Annotated in this window: 15 protein-coding genes and 1 pseudogene; 10 read left to right on the top strand and 6 right to left on the bottom strand. The window is 70.2% G+C overall.

Going from position 1 to position 20,100, the window contains the following annotated elements; translation table 11 throughout:
* Positions 1-57: 57 nt before the first annotated feature.
* Positions 58-2,004 carry a DNA topoisomerase (ATP-hydrolyzing) subunit B gene (gene gyrB / locus AB0J93_RS12435; protein ID WP_363921073.1) on the bottom strand — a complete coding sequence of 649 codons (1,947 nt, stop codon included), beginning with the start codon at positions 2,002-2,004 and terminating at the stop codon, positions 58-60.
* Between the two features lie 537 nt (positions 2,005-2,541).
* Between gyrB and AB0J93_RS12430 the strand changes: the two genes are divergently transcribed.
* Positions 2,542-3,123 carry a hypothetical protein gene (locus tag AB0J93_RS12430; RefSeq protein ID WP_363921071.1) on the top strand — a complete coding sequence of 194 codons (582 nt, stop codon included), beginning with the start codon at positions 2,542-2,544 and terminating at the stop codon, positions 3,121-3,123.
* A gap of 55 nt (positions 3,124-3,178) precedes the next feature.
* Here the strand turns inward: AB0J93_RS12430 and AB0J93_RS12425 are convergent, their stop codons facing one another.
* From AB0J93_RS12425 to dnaA, 5 genes are all read right to left on the bottom strand, one after another.
* The gene (locus tag AB0J93_RS12425; RefSeq protein ID WP_363921069.1) at positions 3,179-3,892 is read right to left on the bottom strand and encodes a DciA family protein; all 714 of its coding nucleotides are present in this window, start codon (positions 3,890-3,892) and stop codon (positions 3,179-3,181) included.
* Positions 3,882-5,015 (bottom strand): DNA replication/repair protein RecF, encoded by a 1,134-nt coding sequence (gene recF / locus AB0J93_RS12420; RefSeq protein WP_363921066.1) that lies wholly within the window; start codon positions 5,013-5,015, stop codon positions 3,882-3,884. Before recF ends, AB0J93_RS12425 begins: the two co-directional genes overlap by 11 nt.
* Before the next feature lie 16 nt (positions 5,016-5,031).
* Positions 5,032-5,904 carry a phosphogluconate dehydrogenase (NAD(+)-dependent, decarboxylating) gene (gene gnd / locus AB0J93_RS12415; protein WP_363921064.1) on the bottom strand — a complete coding sequence of 291 codons (873 nt, stop codon included), beginning with the start codon at positions 5,902-5,904 and terminating at the stop codon, positions 5,032-5,034.
* Between the two features lie 38 nt (positions 5,905-5,942).
* The gene (dnaN, locus tag AB0J93_RS12410) at positions 5,943-7,076 is read right to left on the bottom strand and encodes a DNA polymerase III subunit beta (protein ID WP_363921062.1); all 1,134 of its coding nucleotides are present in this window, start codon (positions 7,074-7,076) and stop codon (positions 5,943-5,945) included.
* A 777-nt stretch (positions 7,077-7,853) separates the two neighbouring features.
* Positions 7,854-9,659: a chromosomal replication initiator protein DnaA gene (gene dnaA, locus AB0J93_RS12405; RefSeq protein WP_363921060.1), complete on the bottom strand. Its 1,806-nt coding sequence runs from the start codon at positions 9,657-9,659 to the stop codon at positions 7,854-7,856.
* A gap of 617 nt (positions 9,660-10,276) precedes the next feature.
* Between dnaA and rpmH the strand changes: the two genes are divergently transcribed.
* From rpmH to AB0J93_RS12360, 9 genes and pseudogenes are all read left to right on the top strand, one after another.
* Complete coding sequence (gene rpmH, locus AB0J93_RS12400) at positions 10,277-10,414, top strand: 50S ribosomal protein L34 (protein WP_013736606.1); 138 nt, start codon at positions 10,277-10,279, stop codon at positions 10,412-10,414.
* Positions 10,415-10,449: 35 nt separating this feature from the next.
* Positions 10,450-10,863: a ribonuclease P protein component gene (gene rnpA, locus AB0J93_RS12395; RefSeq protein WP_363921531.1), complete on the top strand. Its 414-nt coding sequence runs from the start codon at positions 10,450-10,452 to the stop codon at positions 10,861-10,863.
* 53 nt (positions 10,864-10,916) lie between these two features.
* Entirely contained in the window at positions 10,917-11,156 is a 240-nt protein-coding gene (gene yidD / locus AB0J93_RS12390; RefSeq protein WP_363921529.1) for a membrane protein insertion efficiency factor YidD, read from the top strand.
* Between the two features lie 3 nt (positions 11,157-11,159).
* Positions 11,160-12,149, top strand: a complete 990-nt coding sequence (yidC, locus tag AB0J93_RS12385; RefSeq protein ID WP_363921058.1) for a membrane protein insertase YidC — start codon at positions 11,160-11,162, stop codon at positions 12,147-12,149.
* 213 nt (positions 12,150-12,362) lie between these two features.
* Complete coding sequence (locus AB0J93_RS12380) at positions 12,363-12,950, top strand: R3H domain-containing nucleic acid-binding protein (protein WP_363921056.1); 588 nt, start codon at positions 12,363-12,365, stop codon at positions 12,948-12,950.
* A gap of 3 nt (positions 12,951-12,953) precedes the next feature.
* The gene (gene rsmG, locus AB0J93_RS12375; RefSeq protein WP_363921054.1) at positions 12,954-13,742 is read left to right on the top strand and encodes a 16S rRNA (guanine(527)-N(7))-methyltransferase RsmG; all 789 of its coding nucleotides are present in this window, start codon (positions 12,954-12,956) and stop codon (positions 13,740-13,742) included.
* Positions 13,743-14,081: 339 nt separating this feature from the next.
* Entirely contained in the window at positions 14,082-15,368 is a 1,287-nt protein-coding gene (locus AB0J93_RS12370) for an AAA family ATPase (RefSeq protein WP_363921052.1), read from the top strand.
* Positions 15,369-15,395: 27 nt separating this feature from the next.
* Positions 15,396-16,406 carry a ParB/RepB/Spo0J family partition protein gene (locus AB0J93_RS12365; RefSeq protein WP_363921050.1) on the top strand — a complete coding sequence of 337 codons (1,011 nt, stop codon included), beginning with the start codon at positions 15,396-15,398 and terminating at the stop codon, positions 16,404-16,406.
* A gap of 2,435 nt (positions 16,407-18,841) precedes the next feature.
* Positions 18,842-19,411 (top strand): annotated as a pseudogene (locus AB0J93_RS12360) (hypothetical protein); the annotation flags it as partial.
* Positions 19,412-20,100: the final 689 nt, after the last annotated feature.

Genomic DNA, 20,100 nt, shown 5'->3' with positions numbered 1-20,100 from the left:
ACTCTGTGGACTGGCAGCCGGGCCGGTGGTGGCGATCCGGTCCGGCTGCCATGCCCGTCAGATGTCCAGGAAGCGAACGTCCTTGGCGTTGCGCTGGATGAACGAGCGGCGCGCCTCCACGTCCTCACCCATCAACACGCTGAACAGCTCGTCGGCGGTTGCCGCGTCGTCCAGGGTCACCTGGCGCAGCGTACGGGTGGCCGGGTTCATCGTGGTCTCCCACAGCTCCGGGTAGTTCATCTCGCCGAGACCCTTGAACCGCTGGATGTCGTCCGGCTTGGCGTTCGGCTTCTTCTGCTGGCGCAGCGCGATCAGCCCGTCGCGCTCCCGGTCGGAGTACGCGTACTGCGCGTCATCGCCCTTCCGGTTCCACTTGATCTTGTAGAGCGGCGGGGCGGCCAGGTAGACGTGGCCCAGTTCCACCAGTGGGCGCATGAAGCGGAACAGCAGGGTGAGCAGCAGCGTCTGGATGTGCTGGCCGTCGACGTCGGCGTCGGCCATCAGCACGATCTTGTGGTACCGCAGCTTCTCGATGTCGAAGTCGTCGTGGATGCCGGTGCCCAGCGCGGTGATCAGCGCCTGCACCTCGTTGTTCTTCAGCACCCGGTCGATCCGGGCCTTCTCCACGTTGAGGATCTTGCCGCGGATCGGCAGGATCGCCTGGGTACGCGGGTCGCGGCCCTGCTTGGCCGAGCCGCCGGCCGAGTCGCCCTCGACGATGAACACCTCGGACTCGCGCGGGTCGGTGGACTGGCAGTCGGCCAGTTTGCCCGGCATCGAGCCGGATTCCAGCAGCGACTTGCGCCGGGCCAACTTGCGGGCCTGCTGGGCGGCGATCCGGGCGCGGGCCGCCTGGGATGCCTTGGTAATGATGATCTTTGCCTCGGCGGGGTTGCGGTCCAGCCAGTCGACCAGCCGGTCGTTGCAGACCCGCTGCACGAAGCTCTTCACCGGCGTGTTGCCGAGCTTGGTCTTGGTCTGACCCTCGAACTGCGGGTTGGTCAACTTCACCGAGATGATTGCGGCCAGGCCCTCGCGGATGTCCTCGCCGGAGAGCTTCTCGTCGCCCTTGAGCAGCTTCTTGTCCGTGCCGTAGCGGTTGACGACGCTGGTCAGCGCGGCCCGGAAGCCCTCCTCGTGGGTGCCGCCCTCGTGCGTGTTGATGTTGTTGGCGAAGGTGTAGACCGACTCGCCGTACGACTCGTTCCACTGCATGGCGATCTCGAGCGCCATGCCCTCCTCCTCGGAACCGAACTCGATCACCGTCTTGTGGATCGGGGTCTTCGAGGCGTTGAGGTGGCGGACGAAGTCTGCGATACCGCCGTCGTACTTGAAGGTGACCTCGCGCAGCTTGCCTTCTTCACCCTCCGCGACCCGCTCGTCCAGCAGGTGGATGGTGAGGCCCCGGGTCAGGAAGGCCATCTCCTGGAGCCGGCGGTAGATCGTCTGGAGGTCGAAGTCGACGGTCTCGAAGACGTCCGGGTCCGGCCAGAAGGAGACCGCCGAGCCGGTGCGGTCGGTGGTCTCGCCCTTGAGTAGCTCGGTCGGCTTGGAGTGGTGGTACTCCTGCCGCCAGACGAAGCCGGTCTTGTGAATCTCCACCGCCATCTTCGTGGAGAGGGCGTTCACCACGCTGACGCCGACGCCGTGCAGGCCGCCGGAGACCGCGTACGCCTTGCCGTCGAACTTGCCGCCCGCGTGCAGAACGGTCAGCGCCACCTCGACGCCCGGCTTCTTGAGCTTGGGATGCAGGTCGACCGGGAAGCCCCGGCCGTTGTCGGTGACCCGGACGCCGCCGTCAGCGAGCAGCACCACGTCGATGGTGTCGCAGTAGCCGGCCATCGCCTCGTCCACCGCGTTGTCGACGACCTCCCACACGAGGTGGTGCAGGCCGCGTTCGCCGGTGGACCCGATGTACATGCCGGGCCGCTTGCGGACCGCCTCCAGCCCTTCGAGGACGGTGATCGACTCGGCGCCGTACTGCTGATTTTCCTGCGCTGCCACCCTCGGCCACTTTCTCGCGCCCGGCGCGCCGTAGGGCACGTCGAACGCGGGTTCGGCGGACAGACGCGACGTCGGCACGCGGACCGGCACCGGGGACAACTCCGGGGTACGGGTCGAACGCGCCGGTCGCCGCGGTTGCCCGCGGATCGCGATCGGCTCGACCCGAGTCGGACGGATGATCGCGGGCCCGCACCGGACCCGTGACCCGTCACTCCGCACCGGGTCTTCGTCTCACGCCAATCTTACTGTGCGCGGGCGATAGAACCACCACTCGGCACCCCTTCGCAGCGGCTCAGATCTCCGTAGCGGGCCGAATTGCGCTGTCCGCGACTCCCCCTACACGCCAGGGCATGATCAACGGATCTGCCGCATGACGACGCTGCCGGCTCAGACGGCGAGAGGTGGGCGGTACCGTCCGGTACGACCCGGGAAGGGCGATCCGTGACCCTCGGGTTGCCGTACCGGCCTTGATCTTTCAACGTTGGAACCGGACGATCGACCCGATCCACTCGCCCGTGCCTTGAGAGGTGACACCAGATGGGGCTGGACAACGTCGCGGTTCAGTGGCCGCGGACCGGCCGCTTCTACGACCCGGTCGCACCGGCCGAGTTCGTCGATTTTGGCGACATCGTCGAGGTCCAGGGGATCTCGGCACCGACCGCCGCGCTCGCTGAGCTGATCGCGAAGACAGGTACGGTCCGGGCCACCGCGTACACGGAAGTGGTGGATCTGATCCTCGGACTCGATGGTGTGCTCTACGCCACAGACGCCGCCGCCGAGGACGAGGATCCGGTCATCGACCCGGACGGGTGCGGTTGGATCGCGGGCGGCATCGAACGCTTCGTCGCCGCGCACCGGCCGCACGGTGAGGCGGTCACCTTCGAGTCGGTGGGCACGGTGCTGCGTTCGCTGCTGGCCGACGGCCGCCTGGCCGAGCAGCAGCTACGTTGGCTGGACAGCCGGTTGGACGCACTGCGTGACGACAGTGGTGCCGCGCCGCAGTGGACCTTCACCTGCGCGGAGCTGAGCGTGCTGGCCGCCTTCTACCGGCGCTGCGCCGACAACGGCTTCGCCGTCTACGCCGAGTCGGCGGCACCTCGCCGGGCGGCCCAGACGTAACCGGCCGGCTGTCGGGCGGTCCGGTCCCGCTGGATCCGAAGGAATCGCCCGACTGTCAGCCGTAGGTGTCGCGGGGGCCCCGGCCGCGTACCCGTCGTGGGCCGCGTGACCAGGACGGGGCGGCCGGGCCGTGGATGTGCAGTTTGCGGACCACGTTGTGGCCGACCTCGCGGGCGATCTGCTGCAACAGCGAACCGGCGAGCAGCCGTAGCTGCGTCGCCCAGGCCGTGGAGCGGGCCTCGACGGTCAGTTCACCGTTCTCCAGCTTCACCGGGCGGCTGTGCTGGGCGACCTCCGCGCCGACCACCCGTTCCCAGGCGCCGAAGACGGTGGCCTCGGCGGCCGGCTGCTGCCAACCACGGGCCTTCACCAGCCGGTTGAGCACCGCACCGAGGGGTTGCGGGTCGCGCGGGTCCGGGCCGGGGCCGGAGTAGCCGCGCAGCCGGCGCTCACCGTCGCCGCCGGTCGCGGTGCGGCGGCGGGGACGGCCGGCGGCCTCGCGCCGCGCCTTGGCCGCGTCCAGCACCGCGCGGGCCAGTTGCGGGCCGGAGACACCCTCGCCGTCGCCCGGCACCGGCGCGGTGTCGCCCGGCCCCGCCGAGGTCGGCCCGGCGGCCGGCTCCGCCGGTCGACCGGTGGGTCGGTCGGTTCGGCCGCCGTCGCCGGTGCCCCCCTTCCCGGCGGTACGCGCACCGCGTCCCCGGGTAACGCCACCCGGCTGCCCCGCGGGCGCGCTGTCCGGGCCCGGCTGTGGTGGCTCAGTCGGCACGGCGCACCGTCCCCTCCGTCACCTCGTACCGGGCGCCACGCAGGGCGGCTGGCACGTCGTCGGCGACCGCGCAGGTCACAAGCAGTTGACTGGCCCCGCCGACCAGTTCGGCGAGCCGGTCCCGCCGGCCGGCGTCCAGCTCGGCGAAGACGTCGTCGAGCACCAGCACCGGTTCGATGCCGTCGTTGCGCAGCAGGTCGTAGCCGGCCAGCCGCAGCGCGAGCGCGTACGACCACGATTCGCCGTGACTGGCGTAGCCCTTGGCCGGCAGGGGGCCGAGGGTGAGGGTGAGGTCGTCGCGGTGCGGACCGACCAGGGTGGTGCCGCGTTCGATCTCAGCGGAGCGGGACTCCTCCAGTGCGGTGGTGAGCACCGCCGCGAGGGCCTCCCGGTCGGTGGTGGGTTCGGCGAGGTCCACCGAGGGCCGGTAACTGATTCCCGCCGCGCCGCGGCCGGCGGCCACCGCGTCGTACGCCTTGGTGACGTGCGGGGCCAGGGCGGCAACGAGTTCCAGCCGCCCGGCGAGCAGTTCGGCGCCGTGCCGGGCCAGGTGGGTGTCCCAGACGGCGAGGGTGGACAGGTCGCCGCCCCGCGATCCGCCGGTCTTGCGGGCGAGGTACGCGGTGCGCAGCAGCGCGTTGCGTTGTTTGACCACCCGCTCGTAGTCGGCGCGTACCCCGGCGTAGCGGGGTTGGCGCAGCACCAGCAGGTCGTCGAGGTAGCGGCGGCGTTCGGCCGGGTCGCCCCGGACCAGTTCGAGGTCTTCCGGGGCGAAGAGCACCAGCCGCAGCGCGCCCAGCACGTCGCGGGCCCGGCGGGCCGGGGAGCGGCCGAGCCGGGCCCGGTTGGCCTTGCCCGGGACGATCTCCAGCTCCACCAGGAGTTCGCGGCCGTCGTGCACCACCGCGCAGCGGATCACGGCGGCGTTGGCGCCCATCCGCACCAGCGGGGCGTCGGTGGCGACCCGGTGGGAGTCGAGGGTCGCGACGTAGCCCAGCGCCTCGACCAGGTTCGTCTTGCCGACGCCGTTGGCACCGATCAGGACGTTCGGGCCGGGTTCGAGGTCGACGCCGATCCGCTCGTACGAGCGGAAGTCGACCAGTTCGAGCCGGCGGACGTACACGGGGTCGCGGTGCCGGTCAGGGCTTGCGTACGGTGTGCCCGCCGAACTGCTGCCGCAGTGCGGAGACGGCCTTCAGCGCCGGCGAGTCGTCCTGCCGGGAGGAGAACCGGGCGAACAGCGAGGCGGTGATGACGTTGAGCGGTACGGCGAGACGCACCGCCTCGTCCACCGTCCAGCGGCCCTCGCCGGTGTCCTCGGTGTAGTCGCTGAGCCGGTTCAGCTCGGGGTCCTCGTCGAGGGCCCGGTCGAGCAGGTCCAGCAGCCAGGAGCGGACCACGGTGCCCTCGCGCCAGGACTTGATCACGCCGGGCACGTTCGTCACCAGTTCGGAGGCGGACATCAGCTCGTAGCCTTCGGCGTAGGCGTGCATCAGGCCGTACTCGATGCCGTTGTGAACCATCTTGGCGTAGTGGCCGGCACCGACCGGCCCGGCATGTACGAAGCCGTACTCGCCTTCGGGCTTGAGCGCGTCGAAGATCGGCATGAGCCGGTCGACGTGTTCCTGCGCGCCGCCGACCATCAGGCCGTAGCCGTTCTGCCGGCCCCACACCCCGCCGGAGACGCCCACGTCGACGTAGCCGATGCCGCGTTCGTGCAGCCGCTCCGCCCGGGGTGCGTCCTCGCTGAACCGCGAGTTGCCGCCGTCGATGATGAGGTCACCCTCGCCGAGCACGTCGGCCACCTCGTCGATGGTGGCGTCGGTGACGGCGGCAGGCACCATCACCCACACCGCGCGCGGCGCGTCCAGCTTCTCGGCCAGTTCAGCCATGCTGGCGACATCGCTGCGCTCCAGGTTGTGGTCGAGACCGACCACCTCGTGACCGGCGGTGCGCAACCGTTCGCGCATGTTGCCGCCCATCCGGCCGAGTCCTACCAGGCCGAGCTGCATCTGTGGTGACCTTTCGTGGGTACGGTTGGATCCGCCGGTCAGCGGGACACGCGGATCGGCATGATGAGGTACCGGTACCCACCGATGAGCTCACCATCCTCGCCGGCGGGGGAAATAACCGCGGGCTTGAAGGCGTCGACGAAGTGCAGCACGGCGAACTGGGTGCCGAGGTTGGACAACCCGTCGATGAGGTACTGCGGGTTGAAGCCGATGGTCAGCGGCTCGCCGGTGAAGCTGGCCTCCATGGCCTCGCTGGCCCGGGCCTCCTCGGTGCCGCCGGCCTCCACCACCAGGCCGTCGGCGCTGAAGCTGAGCAGCACGGGGGTGGCGCGCTCGGCGACGAGGGCGACCCGCTTGACCACCTCGATGAGGGTGCTGACCGGCACCCGGGCCTCGGCGTTGTGGCTGGCTGGGAAGAGCGATCGGACCGGCGGGTAGTTGGCGCCGTCGAGCAGCCGGCTGGTGGTGCGTCGGGTGCCACCGGAGAAACCGATCATGCCTTCGCCGGCGGCACCCTGGGACAGGGCCAGCACCACCTGGCCACCGAGGGGGCCGAGGGTCTTGGCGGTGTCGTTGAGCGTCCGGGCGGGGACCAGCGCGTTGAGGCTGATCTCCGGGTCGTCCGGGTTCCACTCCATCTCGCGCAGGGCCAGCCGGTACCGGTCGGTGGCGAGCATGGCCAGGTTGCCGCCGGAGAGCTCGATGCGTACGCCCGTCATCATCGGCAGCGTCTCGTCCCGGCTGGCGGCGACCGCCACCTGTGCCACCGCTGCGGCGAACGCGGCGGCGTCGACGGTGCCGGCGCTGGCCGGCATCTCGGGCAGGGTGGGGTAGTCCTCCACCGGCATGGTGGGCAGGGTGAACCGGGCGCTGCCACAGACCAGTTCGAGGTGCGCCCCGACAGCGGCGATGTCGACCGGCTTGGCGGGCAACGCCTTGGTGATCTCGGCGAGCAGCCGCCCGGAGACCAGCGCGGCGCCGTCGGCGTCGCCCTGCACCTCCACGGTGACCTGGCTGCTGACCTCGTAGTCGAAGCCGGAGACCTGCAGGCTGCCGTCGGTGACGCGCAGCAGCACCCCGGCCAGCACCGGTACGGACGGCCGGTTGGGCAGGCTCTTCGCGGTCCAGGCCACGGCCTCGGCGAGCGCGTCGCGCTCCACTCGGAATTTCATCAATGCCTCCGCGTCGACGTCGACGTCGTCAACTCTCTCATGCCGGACGCTGCCCACCGACCCGCCTGGCGTGCGGGTACCCCTCGCACCTTAGGGCGCGAGCGTATCGGCTGTGTGCCCGACCCCGTGGATCGTGTCGCTGCTGACGGGTCTGTCCCGGCAGCTGTCGACCGATCCACAGGAAGTCCAACGGTGATGATTGGTTTTTGTTCTTTTAGAAGAGATAACTCATCGTCTTCATCGCACCTGTGCAAACTGTGGAGAACCCGAGTATGGGCAGGTCAGACAGGTTATCCACAGGTGGTTTCGCTGTGGATGGGCGGGGGTAAAACCCGGCCGGCGGTCCACAGGCGGTCTCCGTGCACACGGTTGTCCACCGTCGTCCACCGGTTGTCCACCGGTAATCCACCGACTTTCTCCCCAGACCTGTGGATCGTCGCGGGCGTCTCGTCCGCCGTCATCCCCAGAACCTTCAACAGCTTCCCCACAGGCGACCGCCCGTCGGTGGACAGCGCCGGTGGTTGTCCCCAGGCGTCCACAGGAGTCCACAACGTTGTCCCCAGGGTTTCTCCACAGGCTGTGGGTAACTGGGTGTTGACGGCCCGTGTTCATCCACCGTCGGTGGATAACAAGCTGTGGACAACGAGTGGCAAGCGGTGTGGACACGCCTCCGATGGTGTGGCCTGAACCTCGTTGAGGGTCAACCAGGTGAGCGCGAAAAAGGGTCCGACCGTGACCGGTCGGACCCTCGCCGTGCACGTTCGGCGGGCGTACCCCTCAGGTGTTCTGCTTGATCCGGTTGGTCAGCTCGGCGATCTGGTTGTAGAGCGATCGCCGCTCGGCCATCTGCTGGCGGATCTTGCGGTCGGCGTGCATGACGGTGGTGTGGTCCCGCCCGCCGAAGGCCTGGCCGATCCGGGGCAGTGACAGGTCGGTCAGCTCGCGACACAGGTACATGGCGACCTGGCGGGCGTTCACCAGCACCCGCGAGCGGGAGTGCCCGCGCAGGTCCTCCAGGCTGACCCCGAAGTAGTCAGCGGTGGAAACCATGATCTGGTCGGCGGTGATCTCCGGACCGGCGCCGTCCGGGATGAAGTCCCGCAGCACCTCCTCGGCCAGCGACAGCTCCACGTTCGACCGGGTCAGGCTGGCGAACGCGGTGACCCGGATCAGTGCCCCCTCCAGCTCCCGGATCGAGTTGGACACCCGGGAGGCGATGAACTCCAGCACGTCCGGCGGGGCGTACAGGCGCTCCTGCGCGGCCTTCTTCTGCAGAATCGCGATCCGGGTCTCCAGGTCCGGTGGCTGGATGTCGGCGAGTAGGCCCCACTCGAATCGGGTCCGCAGCCGGTCCTCCAGGGTCGCCAGCTGTTTGGGCGAGCGGTCGGAGGTGATCACGATCTGCTTGTTGGCGTTGTGCAGCGTGTTGAAGGTGTGGAAGAACTCCTCCTGGGTCCGCTCGCGGTTCTCCAGGAACTGGATGTCGTCGATGAGGAGGATGTCGACGTCGCGGTAGCGGCGTTGGAAGGCGCTTGTCTTGTCGTCCCGCAGCGAGTTGATGAAGTCGTTGGTGAACTCTTCGGTCGAGACGTACCGGACCGAGCGGGCATTGCCCAGCGTGGTGGCGTAGTGGCCGATGGCGTGCAGCAGGTGGGTCTTGCCCAGCCCGGAGCTGCCGTAGATGAACAGCGGGTTGTACGCCTTCGCCGGTGACTCGGCCACCGCCACTGACGCCGCGTGCGCGAAGCGGTTGGACGAGCCGATGACGAACGTCTCGAACATGTACTTCGGGTTGAGCCGGTTGCCGCCGCTGTCAGCGCCGGTGGGCAGCCGCCGATCGTCCCGGCCGACCGGTCGCTGATCCGGCCCGCTGCGGCCGGGCCCGCTGTCGGTACCTCCGTCGGCCGGTATCGCCCGGATCACGTGCTGGTCGCGGGGCGAGACGCCCGGCTCGTCGCCGTAGCGGGGCGCGAAGCCGCGTGGGCCGCCGGCCGCTCGGTCCGGCTGCCCGCCCTGTTCGGTGAAGCCCAACCGCTCCGGTGCCCGCCGTCCGGTGCTCTCCGCCGGCCGGACGGGCTCGCCGAAGCCGGCACCGAAGAGGGCCTCCTGACCGTCGGGGGCCGCGGTACGGGGATCGTCCTCGACGCGCGGTGCGTCCGGCGGCGTCCGGTCGAAGCGGCCGGGGTGCGGCTGTTCGGGAATCAGCGGGAGCTGCCGCCCTCCGTCGGGACCGGTCGACCGGTCGTCGACCTCGCCGGGACCGTGGTCCAACTGGTCCGACTCAGGGGTGCTGCGGTAGACGGTGCCGGTGGTCCGCCCGTCCTCGGGCACCCGGACGGTGACGGCGACCTGGATCGGCCGGCCCAGCCGGCGGGTGAGCGCGTCGGTGATGGCCGGGCGCAGCCGGGACTCGATGACGTCCCGGGTGAAGGCGTCCGGCACGGAGAGCAGGACGGTGTCCTCGACGATCGCCCGCAGCCGGGTCAGCCGCAGATACGCCCGCTGCTGCGCGGAAATGATCTCGTCAGCGAGTTCGTCGGTCGTCGCCGTCCACACCGCGGCAAGGTCGGTCGTACCGGCCACCGTCGTGCCACCCCCTCGCCTCTGCTCCCGGACGCCGCCGTCTCCCGGTGGCCCGTACCGGCGGGCGAGATCACGCCACCCACCCGATCGCCGCACCCGGTCGTTCTCCACAAGTTATCCACAGCCTGTGTACCGACCGATTGTGGCCGCCCGCCGGGCGCGGGTCGGACCTGCCCCCTGCCGTGGCCGGGCACTGAAGCGGGGTTCACCGTGCCGAACGATTCACTACCGTGTCCGGTCTTGCCTGCCGGCGACATCGGCACAACTCCGACGCTGACCGCAATCGGGCACGGTAACAGCGTTGTTGCCGCGTCTTCAACCGCCGACGCGGGTCACCCCTGTCGGCATTTGTGAAAACCACCGCTTCGGTCGCCTTCCGTCGCAGCTCACCGTCGGAGTGGCCGGGTTTGACGCTGATTGCACCCCGACCTAGGCTAGAGGGGCTGCTCTCACGCCCTCTGCTAGGGTGATGGGTGCTCGCTGCCCGCGGTCGCTCACCGCACAATCGAGGTCACGCACCGCCGGGCAGCACCGATCGGGGCCACCACAGCGGCGGCCCGGACCACCACGACCCGGCGATCCACTCGTCCGGGGCGTCCGACAACGGAGAGCCTGACGTGAGCAAGCGCACCTACCAGCCGAACAACCGCCGGCGCGCGAAGACCCACGGCTTCCGGCTGCGCATGCGCACCCGGGCCGGCCGCGCCATCATCTCGACCCGTCGCGCCAAGGGCCGCGCCCGCCTGTCGGCCTGAGGCCGGTCAGGTCCGCTCCGGAGGACGTGGCAGTCGTGCTGGCGGCCGCGCAACGACTGCGGCGCAGCAGCGACTTCGCCGCAGCGGTTCGCGGTGGCCGTCGAGCCGGTCGCGGCGCTCTGGTCGTGCATCTGACCGTGCCGACCGCAACCGGATCCGACAACACAGCGCCGAAGCCGGCGCGGGACAACGCGGAGGCAGACTCCCCGCCGGTGTCCCGCGCCGGCTTCGTGGTTTCCAAGGCGGTCGGGCCGGCAGTTGTCCGCAACCGGGTGCGCCGCCGGCTGCGGCAGCTGACCCGGGAACGCCTCGTCGACCTGCCGACCGGAAGCACCGTCGTGGTACGCGCCCTGCCGGCGGCGGCTGACGCCACGTACCAGCGGCTCGGCACCGACCTGGATGCGGCGCTCGTCGCCGCCCGGTCCGGCCGGGGACGGCGGTCCCGGTGAGCGCCGAGCAGACGCCGTCGCGCCCGGCTACTCCGGCTACCCCGGGTGCCCGGGTGCTGACCCTGCCCATCATCGCGTACCGTCGGTGGATAAGCCCGGCGTTGCCGGCCCGCTGTCGGTTCTACCCGTCGTGCAGCGCCTACGCCCTGGAGGCGGTGGCCCGGCACGGCGCGCTCCGGGGAGCCGGCCTGACGGTCCGGCGGCTGGCGCGCTGCCACCCATTTCATCCTGGTGGATACGATCCGGTTCCGGAGCCGGGCGGCCGCCGACCTGCCGACGTGACTGGAGCCTGAGAATTGAGTCTCGACTGGATCTACTACGCGATCTCGTGGATCCTGCTGGCCTGGCACTCGGCCTGGGACGCCATCGGCATCCCGGACACTGCGTTCCTCGGCACCAACTGGGCGTGGATCCTCGCCATCGTCTTCCTGGTGGTCACGGTCCGGGTCATCCTGTTCCCGGTCTTCGTCAAGCAGATCAAGTCGCAGCGGGCGATGCAGGCGCTCCAGCCGCAGGTGAAGGCCCTCCAGGAGAAGCACAAGGGTGACCGGGAGACGCTCCAGAAGGAGATGATGGAGCTCTATCGGAAGGAAAAAGCCAACCCGCTCATGGGCTGCCTTCCGATGTTCCTCCAGATCCCGGTCTTCCTCGGTCTCTTCCACGTCCTGCGCCGCCTCAACCCGGACCCGGCGAAGACCAACAAGGACATCTACGGCTGGACCGTCGACCAGTTCAACAGCGCCTCTGACGCAACTCTGTTTACCGCCCCGATCGCCAGCAAGTTCGGCTCGACCGCGGCGGAGCTGGCGCAGCTCGGCGCCAACGGCACCGTTGTGAAGATCATGGCTGGTGTCCTGGTGCTGGTGATGATGGGCACCACGTACCTCACCAGCCGCCAGATGATCCTCAAGACGGGCTGGGCGGAGGACCCGCAGCAGCGCATGATCCAGCGCCTGATGCTCTACGGCATCCCGCTGTCCCTGTTGGTCTCCGGGGCCATCTTCCCGATCGGTGTGATCATCTACTGGGTCACCAACAACCTGTTCACCCTCGGGCAGCAGCAGTGGGTGCTGCGCAAGTTCCCGCCGCCGGTGACCGCGACCAGTGGCAAGCCGGGCACCTCGGCGCGTAACGGGGCGCAGCCGGCGAAGACCGGTGGGCTGTTCGGCCGGAGCAAGCCGGCTGCCGCGCCGCCGCCCGCGGCCGCGCCGAAGATCGCCGGTCCGAAGCCGGGCGCCAAGCCGGTCAACCCGAAGAAGGGCCGCCCCGCCAAGCGGCAGGGCTAATCGTCCGGGCCGCCGCCGGGAGACCGGCGGCGGCCCGTTGCGCGCCGTGCGGCCGCCTGCGAAGGCCGGCGCCGGAAGCGCGAAGCGCCACGCGTGCCGTGGCGGACGGGCGAAACTGCCCTACAGACGTGCCCGTGGGCACCGGCGACGTCCCGCCGGCCGCGGGGAACCAGCGGACCCGAGGTCCGGCCGAGCGAGTACGGAGATGACACCGTGACCGACACCAGCATCCCCCGCGCCGAACAGCCCCTGGACGACGAGGAGCCGACCGCGGCGGCTCCGGTCGGGGGCGAGCCGGAGGAGACCGACGCCGAAGCGGCGCCGAGCAAGGCCGCCGGCGAGAGCGATCTGTTCCGGCAGAGCGAGATCGCGGCCGACTACGTGGAGGGGCTGCTCGACATCCTCGACTATGACGGTGACATCGACGAACTGGTGTCGGGTGGCCGGCCGGTGGTCGAGGTCGTCGGTGGCCGCCTGCAGAACCTCGTCGGCCAGCGCGGTGCCACCCTCGAAGCACTTCAGGAACTGGCCCGGCTCGCGGTGTTCCGGCAGACCGGTTCGCCGAGCCGCCTGCTGCTCGACGTGGGCGGGTACCGGGCCAACCGGCGCAAGGAACTGGCCGCGGTCGCCCGCAACGCCGTCGAGAAGGTCAAGGAGCACGGCGAGCCGGTGCGACTCGAGCCGATGTCCGCCTTCGAGCGCAAGTGCGTCCACGACGTGGTCAACGCGATCGACGGGGTGGAAAGCGAGTCCGAGGGCGTCGAGCCCAGCCGGCGCATCGTCGTTCGTCCCGTGGACTGACGGGTGACTCGAGACGACGCCAGCGGTGTTGCCGCAACCGGCCCGGGTGGTACGCCGCCCGGGCCGGCGGCTGTCCCGCCTCGGCCCACCACGGCGGTGCTGCCGCCCGAACTTGCCGAGGCGGCGAGCCGGCTCTTCGGCGTACGCCTCGAAGTCGCGGCTGCCTACGCCGAGATGCTCGCCACCGACGGGGTGGTACGAGGGCTGATCGGCCCACGCGAGGCCCCCCGGATCTGGGATCGTCACCTGCTGAACTGCGCGGCGGTGGCCGAGCTGATCCCACCGGGTGCCTCCGTGCTGGACGTGGGATCGGGTGCCGGGCTGCCCGGTCTGGTGCTTGCCATCGCCCGGCCGGACCTGGCGGTGACACTCATCGAGCCGCTGGCTCGCCGTACCGCCTTCCTGAACGAGGCGGTGGAGGCGCTCGGGCTGACCAACTCCGTGCGGGTGTTCCGCGGTAGAGCCGAGGAGGCGGGCGCGGGGTCGGATGTCGGGCCCGGCGACGTGGTCACCGCCCGGGCGGTGGCACCGCTGGACCGGCTGGCGGGCTGGTGTCTGCCCCTCACCGGGATCGGCGGCCGACTACTCGCCCTGAAGGGTGCCTCGGCGGCGGATGAGATCGCCGAGCACGCCGACGCGGTGCATCGTCTCGGTGGTGGTCGACCTGTGTTGCGCCAGTGTGGTGAAGGCGTCGTGGATCCGCCGACCACCGTCGTCGAGATCGTCCGGGAGCGGTCCGTCGGTCCGGCGGCCCGGACGGCGCCCAGGAAGTCGCGGTCGCGTCGACGGTGAGCCGGAGCGCAGGCTCCGCGGCGCTCCCACTCCCGGGCCGCATCGGATGGTCGCGCGGCTGACCTGGGCCCGTAGGCCGCTGACGGCGGTGGAAGTCGACGTTCCGGGGTGGCGTCGATCTTTCGTCGCGCACGCCGCGACCGGCGGGTTACGAACCCGACGTGGACCGGCCGCGCCCGTGCGCCGTAGGCTGGCCGCGCGTCGATAGTGTGGAGCGGGCGGCGATGGATCTCCCTCCGGGGCCCGACCGCTCCCGCCGGGCGGTACCTCTGCGGAGAGCGCGCGAGTGGCCCGGTTGACGGGTGCGGACCGACCATCCGAAGCGGGCAGGGATGACAGGTGCATGACGACGGCAGGTACGACGATCCGCGCGTGACCGGGTCAGCTGGTGACCCCGTTTCACGTGAAACCGAATATCCGAACTGGCGGCCCTCCGAGGTGCCGCAGAGCCCACCGGAGCCTGGTCGGAACGCGCCGACGTCGGGCGTTCCGTGGTCGACCGACGACGGACGCGACGGCATGGACGCCAGTGGCCGTCCGGTCAACGCGTCCCCCGACGCGCGGGTGATTCCGATTCGCCGGAACACCTCCGCCTCCGCTCGGTTCGAGGCGGCAGCGCACCCTCCGGCATCCGGAACGGTGCCGGATCCTCGACCGGCTTCCGACACGCCCGCGCCTGCGGCCGGGTCCTACGCGTCAGCCGCAACCGAGGCCGCGTACGTTTCACGTGAAACCCCGACGCGCGAAGAGGATGATCCACCGTTGGCTATGGAGGCGATGCGCGCCGTGCAGATCCTGAATCCCAGTGGCGAGGTGACCATGCCTCGGCCCGACCGGACCCGGGTCATGTGCGTCGCGAACCAGAAGGGCGGCGTGGGTAAGACCACGACCACGGTCAACCTCGCGGTGGCCCTGGCCCTGCATGGCAACCGGGTGCTCGTGGTCGACCTCGACCCGCAGGGCAACGCCTCGACCGGGCTCAACGTGCCACACCACACCGGCGTGCCGGACGTCTACGACTGCCTGATCAACAGTGTGCCGCTGGAGGACGTGACCCAGGCGGTGGAGGGCATTCCCAACCTCTGGTGCGTGCCGGCCACCATCGATCTCGCCGGTGCCGAGATCGAGCTGGTGTCAGTGGTGGCCCGCGAGTCGCGCCTGGACCGTGCCATCACCGCCTACCCGGGCCACTTCGACTACGTGTTCATCGACTGCCCGCCCTCGCTCGGTCTGCTGACCGTCAACGCGTTGGTGGCCGCGCAGGAGGTGCTCATACCTATCCAGTGTGAGTACTACGCGCTCGAAGGGCTCAACCAGCTCATCAACAACATCAACCTGGTTCGTCAGCACCTCAACCCTCGGCTTGAGGTCTCCACGATCCTGCTCACCATGTACGACCGCCGTACCCGGCTCGCCGACGCGGTCGAGCAGGACGTCCGGAACCATTTCGGCGACAAGGTGCTCCAGGCGGTGATCCCGCGTAACGTGCGGGTCTCCGAGGCACCCAGCTACGGCCAGTCGGTGATGACCTACGATCCCGGTTCACGGGGCGCGACGAGCTACTTCGAGGCCGCCCAGGAGATCGCCGAGCGGGGCGTCAAGGAGCCGGTGAGCCGGAATGCGTAGTGCGGACGAGGCGCTGGGAGGCGTGGCATGAAGAACCGTCCACGGGGCGGTCTGGGGCGGGGCCTGGGGGCGCTCATTCCGACCGGGCCGGCGCCGAACGCCGGCGCCAGCGTCGGCGGGCCCACGCCGGGATCGAGCGGGTCGACGGCCGTTGTCACCCCGGCCGCGATGCCGGTGTCGGCCCCGACGATCGAGCCTGAGGCGACCCTGAGCCCGGTGCCTGGTGCGCGTTTCGCGGAGATCCCGGTCGACTCGATCGTGCCCAACCCGAAGCAGCCTCGCCAGGTCTTCGATGAGGAGGCCCTGGAGGAACTGAAGACCTCCATCCAGGAGGTCGGCTTTCTTCAGCCGATCGTGGTGCGGCAACTCGACGGTGAGAAATTCGAGCTTGTCATGGGCGAGCGCCGGTGGCGAGCCGCCCAGGCGGTCGGTCGGGAGAACATCCCGGCGATCGTGCGAGACACCCGAGACGACGCCATGCTGCGGGACGCGCTGCTGGAGAACATCCACCGGGCGAACCTGAACCCGCTGGAAGAGGCGGCCGCCTATCAGCAGTTGCTGGAGGAGTTCGGGGCCACCCACGAGGAACTCGCCCGACGCATCGGTCGCAGCCGGCCGCAGATCTCGAACACCATCCGCCTGATGAACCTGCCGGCACCGGTACAGCGGCGCGTGGCCGCCGGTGTCCTCTCCGCCGGGCACGCCCGGGCGCTGCTCAGCCTGGAGGATCCGGAGACCCAGGAGCAGCTGGCGCTGAGGATCGTCGCCGAGGGACTGTCGGTCCGTGCGACCGAGGAGATCGTCGCGCTCGCCCTCAACGACGGACCGAGCAAGAAGGATTCGGCGAAGCGTCGACCGAAGCCACACGCACCGGCTCTGACCGATCTCGCCGACCGCCTCTCCGACCGGTTCGACACCCGGGTGAAGGTCGACATCGGGCGCAGCAAGGGCAAGATCACGATTGAGTTCGCGACCGTCGACGACCTGGAGCGGATCGTTGGCATCATCGGAGTAGAGCGCGAAGAACCGGAAGACTGATCTAGGGAACCGACAAGGCCGCCTCGCCCCAATGCGACGAGGCGGCCTTGTCGTCGTCTGGGTAGCCGCAGCGGGCGCCCGGGGCGAGCGGCTCATCTGAACCGGACCGGCACACGCAGAATCGGTGCCCAACCGCACGGACCGAACAGCCGGTTTCGCGCCGGTGCGGGTGCCGGTGCCGCTGCTTCCGTTCGCCCGCTTCCGCTTGCTGCCGCTGTCTTCCGCTTCCGCTTCCCCTTCCCCTTCCGCTTGCTGCCGCTGTCTTCCGCTTCCGCTTCCCCTTCCCCTTCCGCCTCCGCTGCGGCGGCCTTCCGTGGTCCGGCTTGCGCTGCGGGGGCGGCCTTCCGTGATCTGGCTTGCGCTGCGGGGGCGGCCTTCCGTGATCCGGCTTGCGCTGCGGAGGACGAGAGCCTCAGCCCGTCCGCCGTCATCTTCACGCGCGTGAACCTCGCAAGCCCATGGACAGTGCGACCCGTGCCGGCTCCGACAGGGGCGTACCGCATCGGCCGCTCGTTCAGTGGGCCGCGAGCCAACACTTCTTTGTCCGGTCGGCTGCACACCGCAGTGACATGCCCCGAGGCTGCCGCCACGAGCAGTCTTCGCGGACACACGAGGACGGCGCCGGGGGGGGGGGGGGCGGTCCCTGAGGACGGCACCTGGGGCGGTCCCACTTGGACTGCCGTGCAGACGCCGAGGGCGGTGCCCTGCCTGACGTAGGGGACTCGCGACTTGCGGCATGTCGGGCCCTCGCACCGGAGCTATCGCGCGACATACCGCAAGCCGTGACTGACCGCCGAGTTTGGGACCGAACGGAGGTGGTCGCGGCGGGCCGTCGGGATCGGCTGGCGTGGGCAGTGGAACGCCGACTCGCCACGCCGGACCCGCCACGCCGGACCCGCCACGCCGGACCCGCCACGCCGGAACCACCACGCCGGACCGGCCTGCTACCGGGCGGGCTGTCGGTCTCAGCCGGATGTCGGATCGGACGGCCGTCTGAGCGCGCCGGACGGGTCGCCATCTGGTTCGGCTCGCAATGGGTCGGGCAGACCGGCCGGACGTGTGGCGGCGGTTTGGGACGGGGCTGGGGCTAGGTGAGCCGCGTCCGGCAGGGGGCGAGTCAGGCGGGCAAGCGTGGCCAGACGCGAGCCAGCCCATTCGGGTACCCGCTTATACGGACGCCAGCCCGACCGCCCGGACGCAAACCCGCGCCTCGCCCGACCCGACACCCACCCGGACGCCTGACCGGACGCTCGACCGGACGACCGGACGCCAACCTGCCCGCCCGACCCGACGGCCCGCCCGGATGCCCGCCCAATCGGACGCCAGCCGGATGACCGGACGCCAACCCGCGTGACCGCCTGACCGTACGTCCAGACGTCAACCCGCTGACCGTACGCCCGGACGCCCGGACGCCAACCCGCCTGACCGGACGCCCGGACCTCGGACGGACACGGACAGGGCCATACGGACGCCGGCCCAAGGACAGACCGTCAGGGCAGCTAACCGTCGGCCAGGTGGACAGGGTGCGGTTCTGTCAGGGATGGACCTAGACGGGGAGCGACCCAGACGCGCACCACCCAGACGGGCGGGCGGCCTAGACGGGCTGAAGCCAGAGTCGGACATGACCCAGAGGGGCGAGCAGCCCGCACAGGCGGACACGGACCAGACGAGCGGGCGGGGCCGGACAGGGGAGATGTTTCACGTGAAACACCACGGGTGTGGAGGGCCGCCGATGACCTCCACTTCTAATTCGGCGGGACTGTCGCCCGCGTCCGTCGCTGTCGTACAGACCGGCGGCGGACGCGGGCTCAGACGCTGGGTGGGTTTATCGGCGGTGGTGAACGAGAAGCCAGGAACCTGCTGAGGGCCGATTGATCAAGGAGCGGCACGTTCCACCACCGGACTCGAAGTGGCATCTCCTTCGTCCTCTGCTCGTCGGGCGGTCCGGCGGTTGCACCGTCGGGCGGTGAGGGACCTGGGTGAGGAGCGCGTCGCTCGACGGCAGCGGAACGCCTCTCGGGGGCCACCCGGTCGGCGAGGCGACGAGGGTGAGTCGGGCTGGATCGGGCGGCGGCTCCGGTCGTCCGCCGTGCCGTCGTTTCACGTGAAACGACGGGCGTTGGGCGCAGGGCGGTGGGCGTCGCGCCGATAGCCGACCGCCTGCCCGGTGAGGCGGCTCGTCCGCTGATGTTATCCACACCAGTTGTCCACAGGCCCGCACCGTTTCACGTGAAACATGGACCGAAACCCCTTGTCGAACCGCGACAGCAGTACGGATCCCGCACCCCCGCAGCCTGTGGATAACTCTGGGGAGAACCATGCTGGTGTTCCCTGTCTCGCCATTCGAGCGCTGCGGAGAGTCGAAGACGATTCGGGTAGGGACAGTGGTCTCGGACTCGGTTAGGGTCAGCGTCGTGCACGACACCCCTCCCTCAATCCCGGACTTCACCCAGTGGCCGTCCTTCCCCTTCGAGGGCGATCTCCGGGTCAAGCAGCTCGCCGATCCGGTCCCTGTCGAGCCACCCCGCAAGGGTGAGGCTCACCGAGAATGCACTGCCTGCCTAGCGCCCGACGAGGCCTACATCTGGGTTGGTGAACGATGGCGCGTGCGGGCCATGGACCGGCCGACCGGCCTGCCCATGGTCCTCATCCTGGAGTCACGGTCGCACCTCGATCTCGGCGACCTGCCGAATCTGCTCGCCGCCGAGTTGGGCGTGATGACGGTACGGCTCGAAAGGGCCATCCGGTCGCTGGACGGAGTGGCTCGAGTGCACGTCAACCGTTGGGGCGACGGGTCCGCCCATCTCCACATGTGGTTCCTTGCCCGGCCGTACGGTCGGCTCCAGCTCCGCGGCACCTTCCTGTCGCTCTGGGACTCGATCCTGCCGCCGATCTCGGAGGAGCAGTGGCGGGAGAACCTCGCCCTCGTTGCGGCCTGGCTGGCTGAGTTCGGTGGACGGCCACTCGCCGAACCACCCCGCATTCAGTGGCAGGCGCCGTCCAGCTTGGCCGCGCAGTCGGCCTTGCCCACCGAGACGAAGCCGGCAGAAGGAGGGTCGCTGCTGGACGCCATCGGTGAGACGGCTGAGCCACCGGACGCTCCAGGCACCACTGTCGGCTCGGAGTCGCCAGAGGCGGGGACCTCGATGCCGGCGAGCGGCCCGGTGCCGGAGGAGGCGATCGACGCGGCACCGCAGCGACAGACGGCAACGGACGTGGCCGAGGTGGCTGGACCCGAGCCGACGAGGCAGCCGGTTCCCGGGGCAGTAGAAGCGGAGCCGCAAACCGGGACCGTCGACAACCTTCCGCATGCCGAGGCCACCGGCACCGCCGAGACCGGCGGAACCGCCGAGACCACCGGCACCGCCGAGACCGGCGGCACCGCCGAGACCGGCGGAACCGCCGAGACCGGCGGAACCGCCGGCGGTGCGCGGAAGGCGGAAGCAGCAGAGACCGAGCAGGCACAAGCGGAGACCTCTGACGCGGGCCGGACGACGCCGTCCGGCGAACCGAGGCCTGGGAGCGGTCAGCAGTAGGACTGGCGGGGCTGGGGCACACCTCCTGGCATGCCGGCCGGTGGGGTCGGCGATGCATACACCGGATGGCTTCCTTCGTCGCCCTGCCGTCTTCGGTGAGGACCAGCCCCCTGCTGCCGACCGCGCCGACCGCCCTGACCGCGCCGACCGCCCTGACG

It is taken from the genome of Micromonospora sp. NPDC049374 (assembly GCF_040677165.1).
GTDB lineage: Bacteria > Actinomycetota > Actinomycetes > Mycobacteriales > Micromonosporaceae > Micromonospora.
This window is presented reverse-complemented; position numbering and strand designations above follow the sequence as displayed.

What these genes read in the sequence shown, in the direction of transcription:
- gnd (WP_363921064.1), bottom strand. Translation starts at nt 5,904, where the DNA reads ATGCAGCTCGGCCTGGTAGGACTCGGCCGGATGGGCGGCAACATGCGC.
- dnaN (WP_363921062.1), bottom strand. Translation starts at nt 7,076, where the DNA reads ATGAAATTCCGAGTGGAGCGCGACGCGCTCGCCGAGGCCGTGGCCTGG.
- AB0J93_RS12365 (WP_363921050.1), top strand. Translation starts at nt 15,396, where the DNA reads ATGAAGAACCGTCCACGGGGCGGTCTGGGGCGGGGCCTGGGGGCGCTC.
- AB0J93_RS12430 (WP_363921071.1), top strand. Translation starts at nt 2,542, where the DNA reads ATGGGGCTGGACAACGTCGCGGTTCAGTGGCCGCGGACCGGCCGCTTC.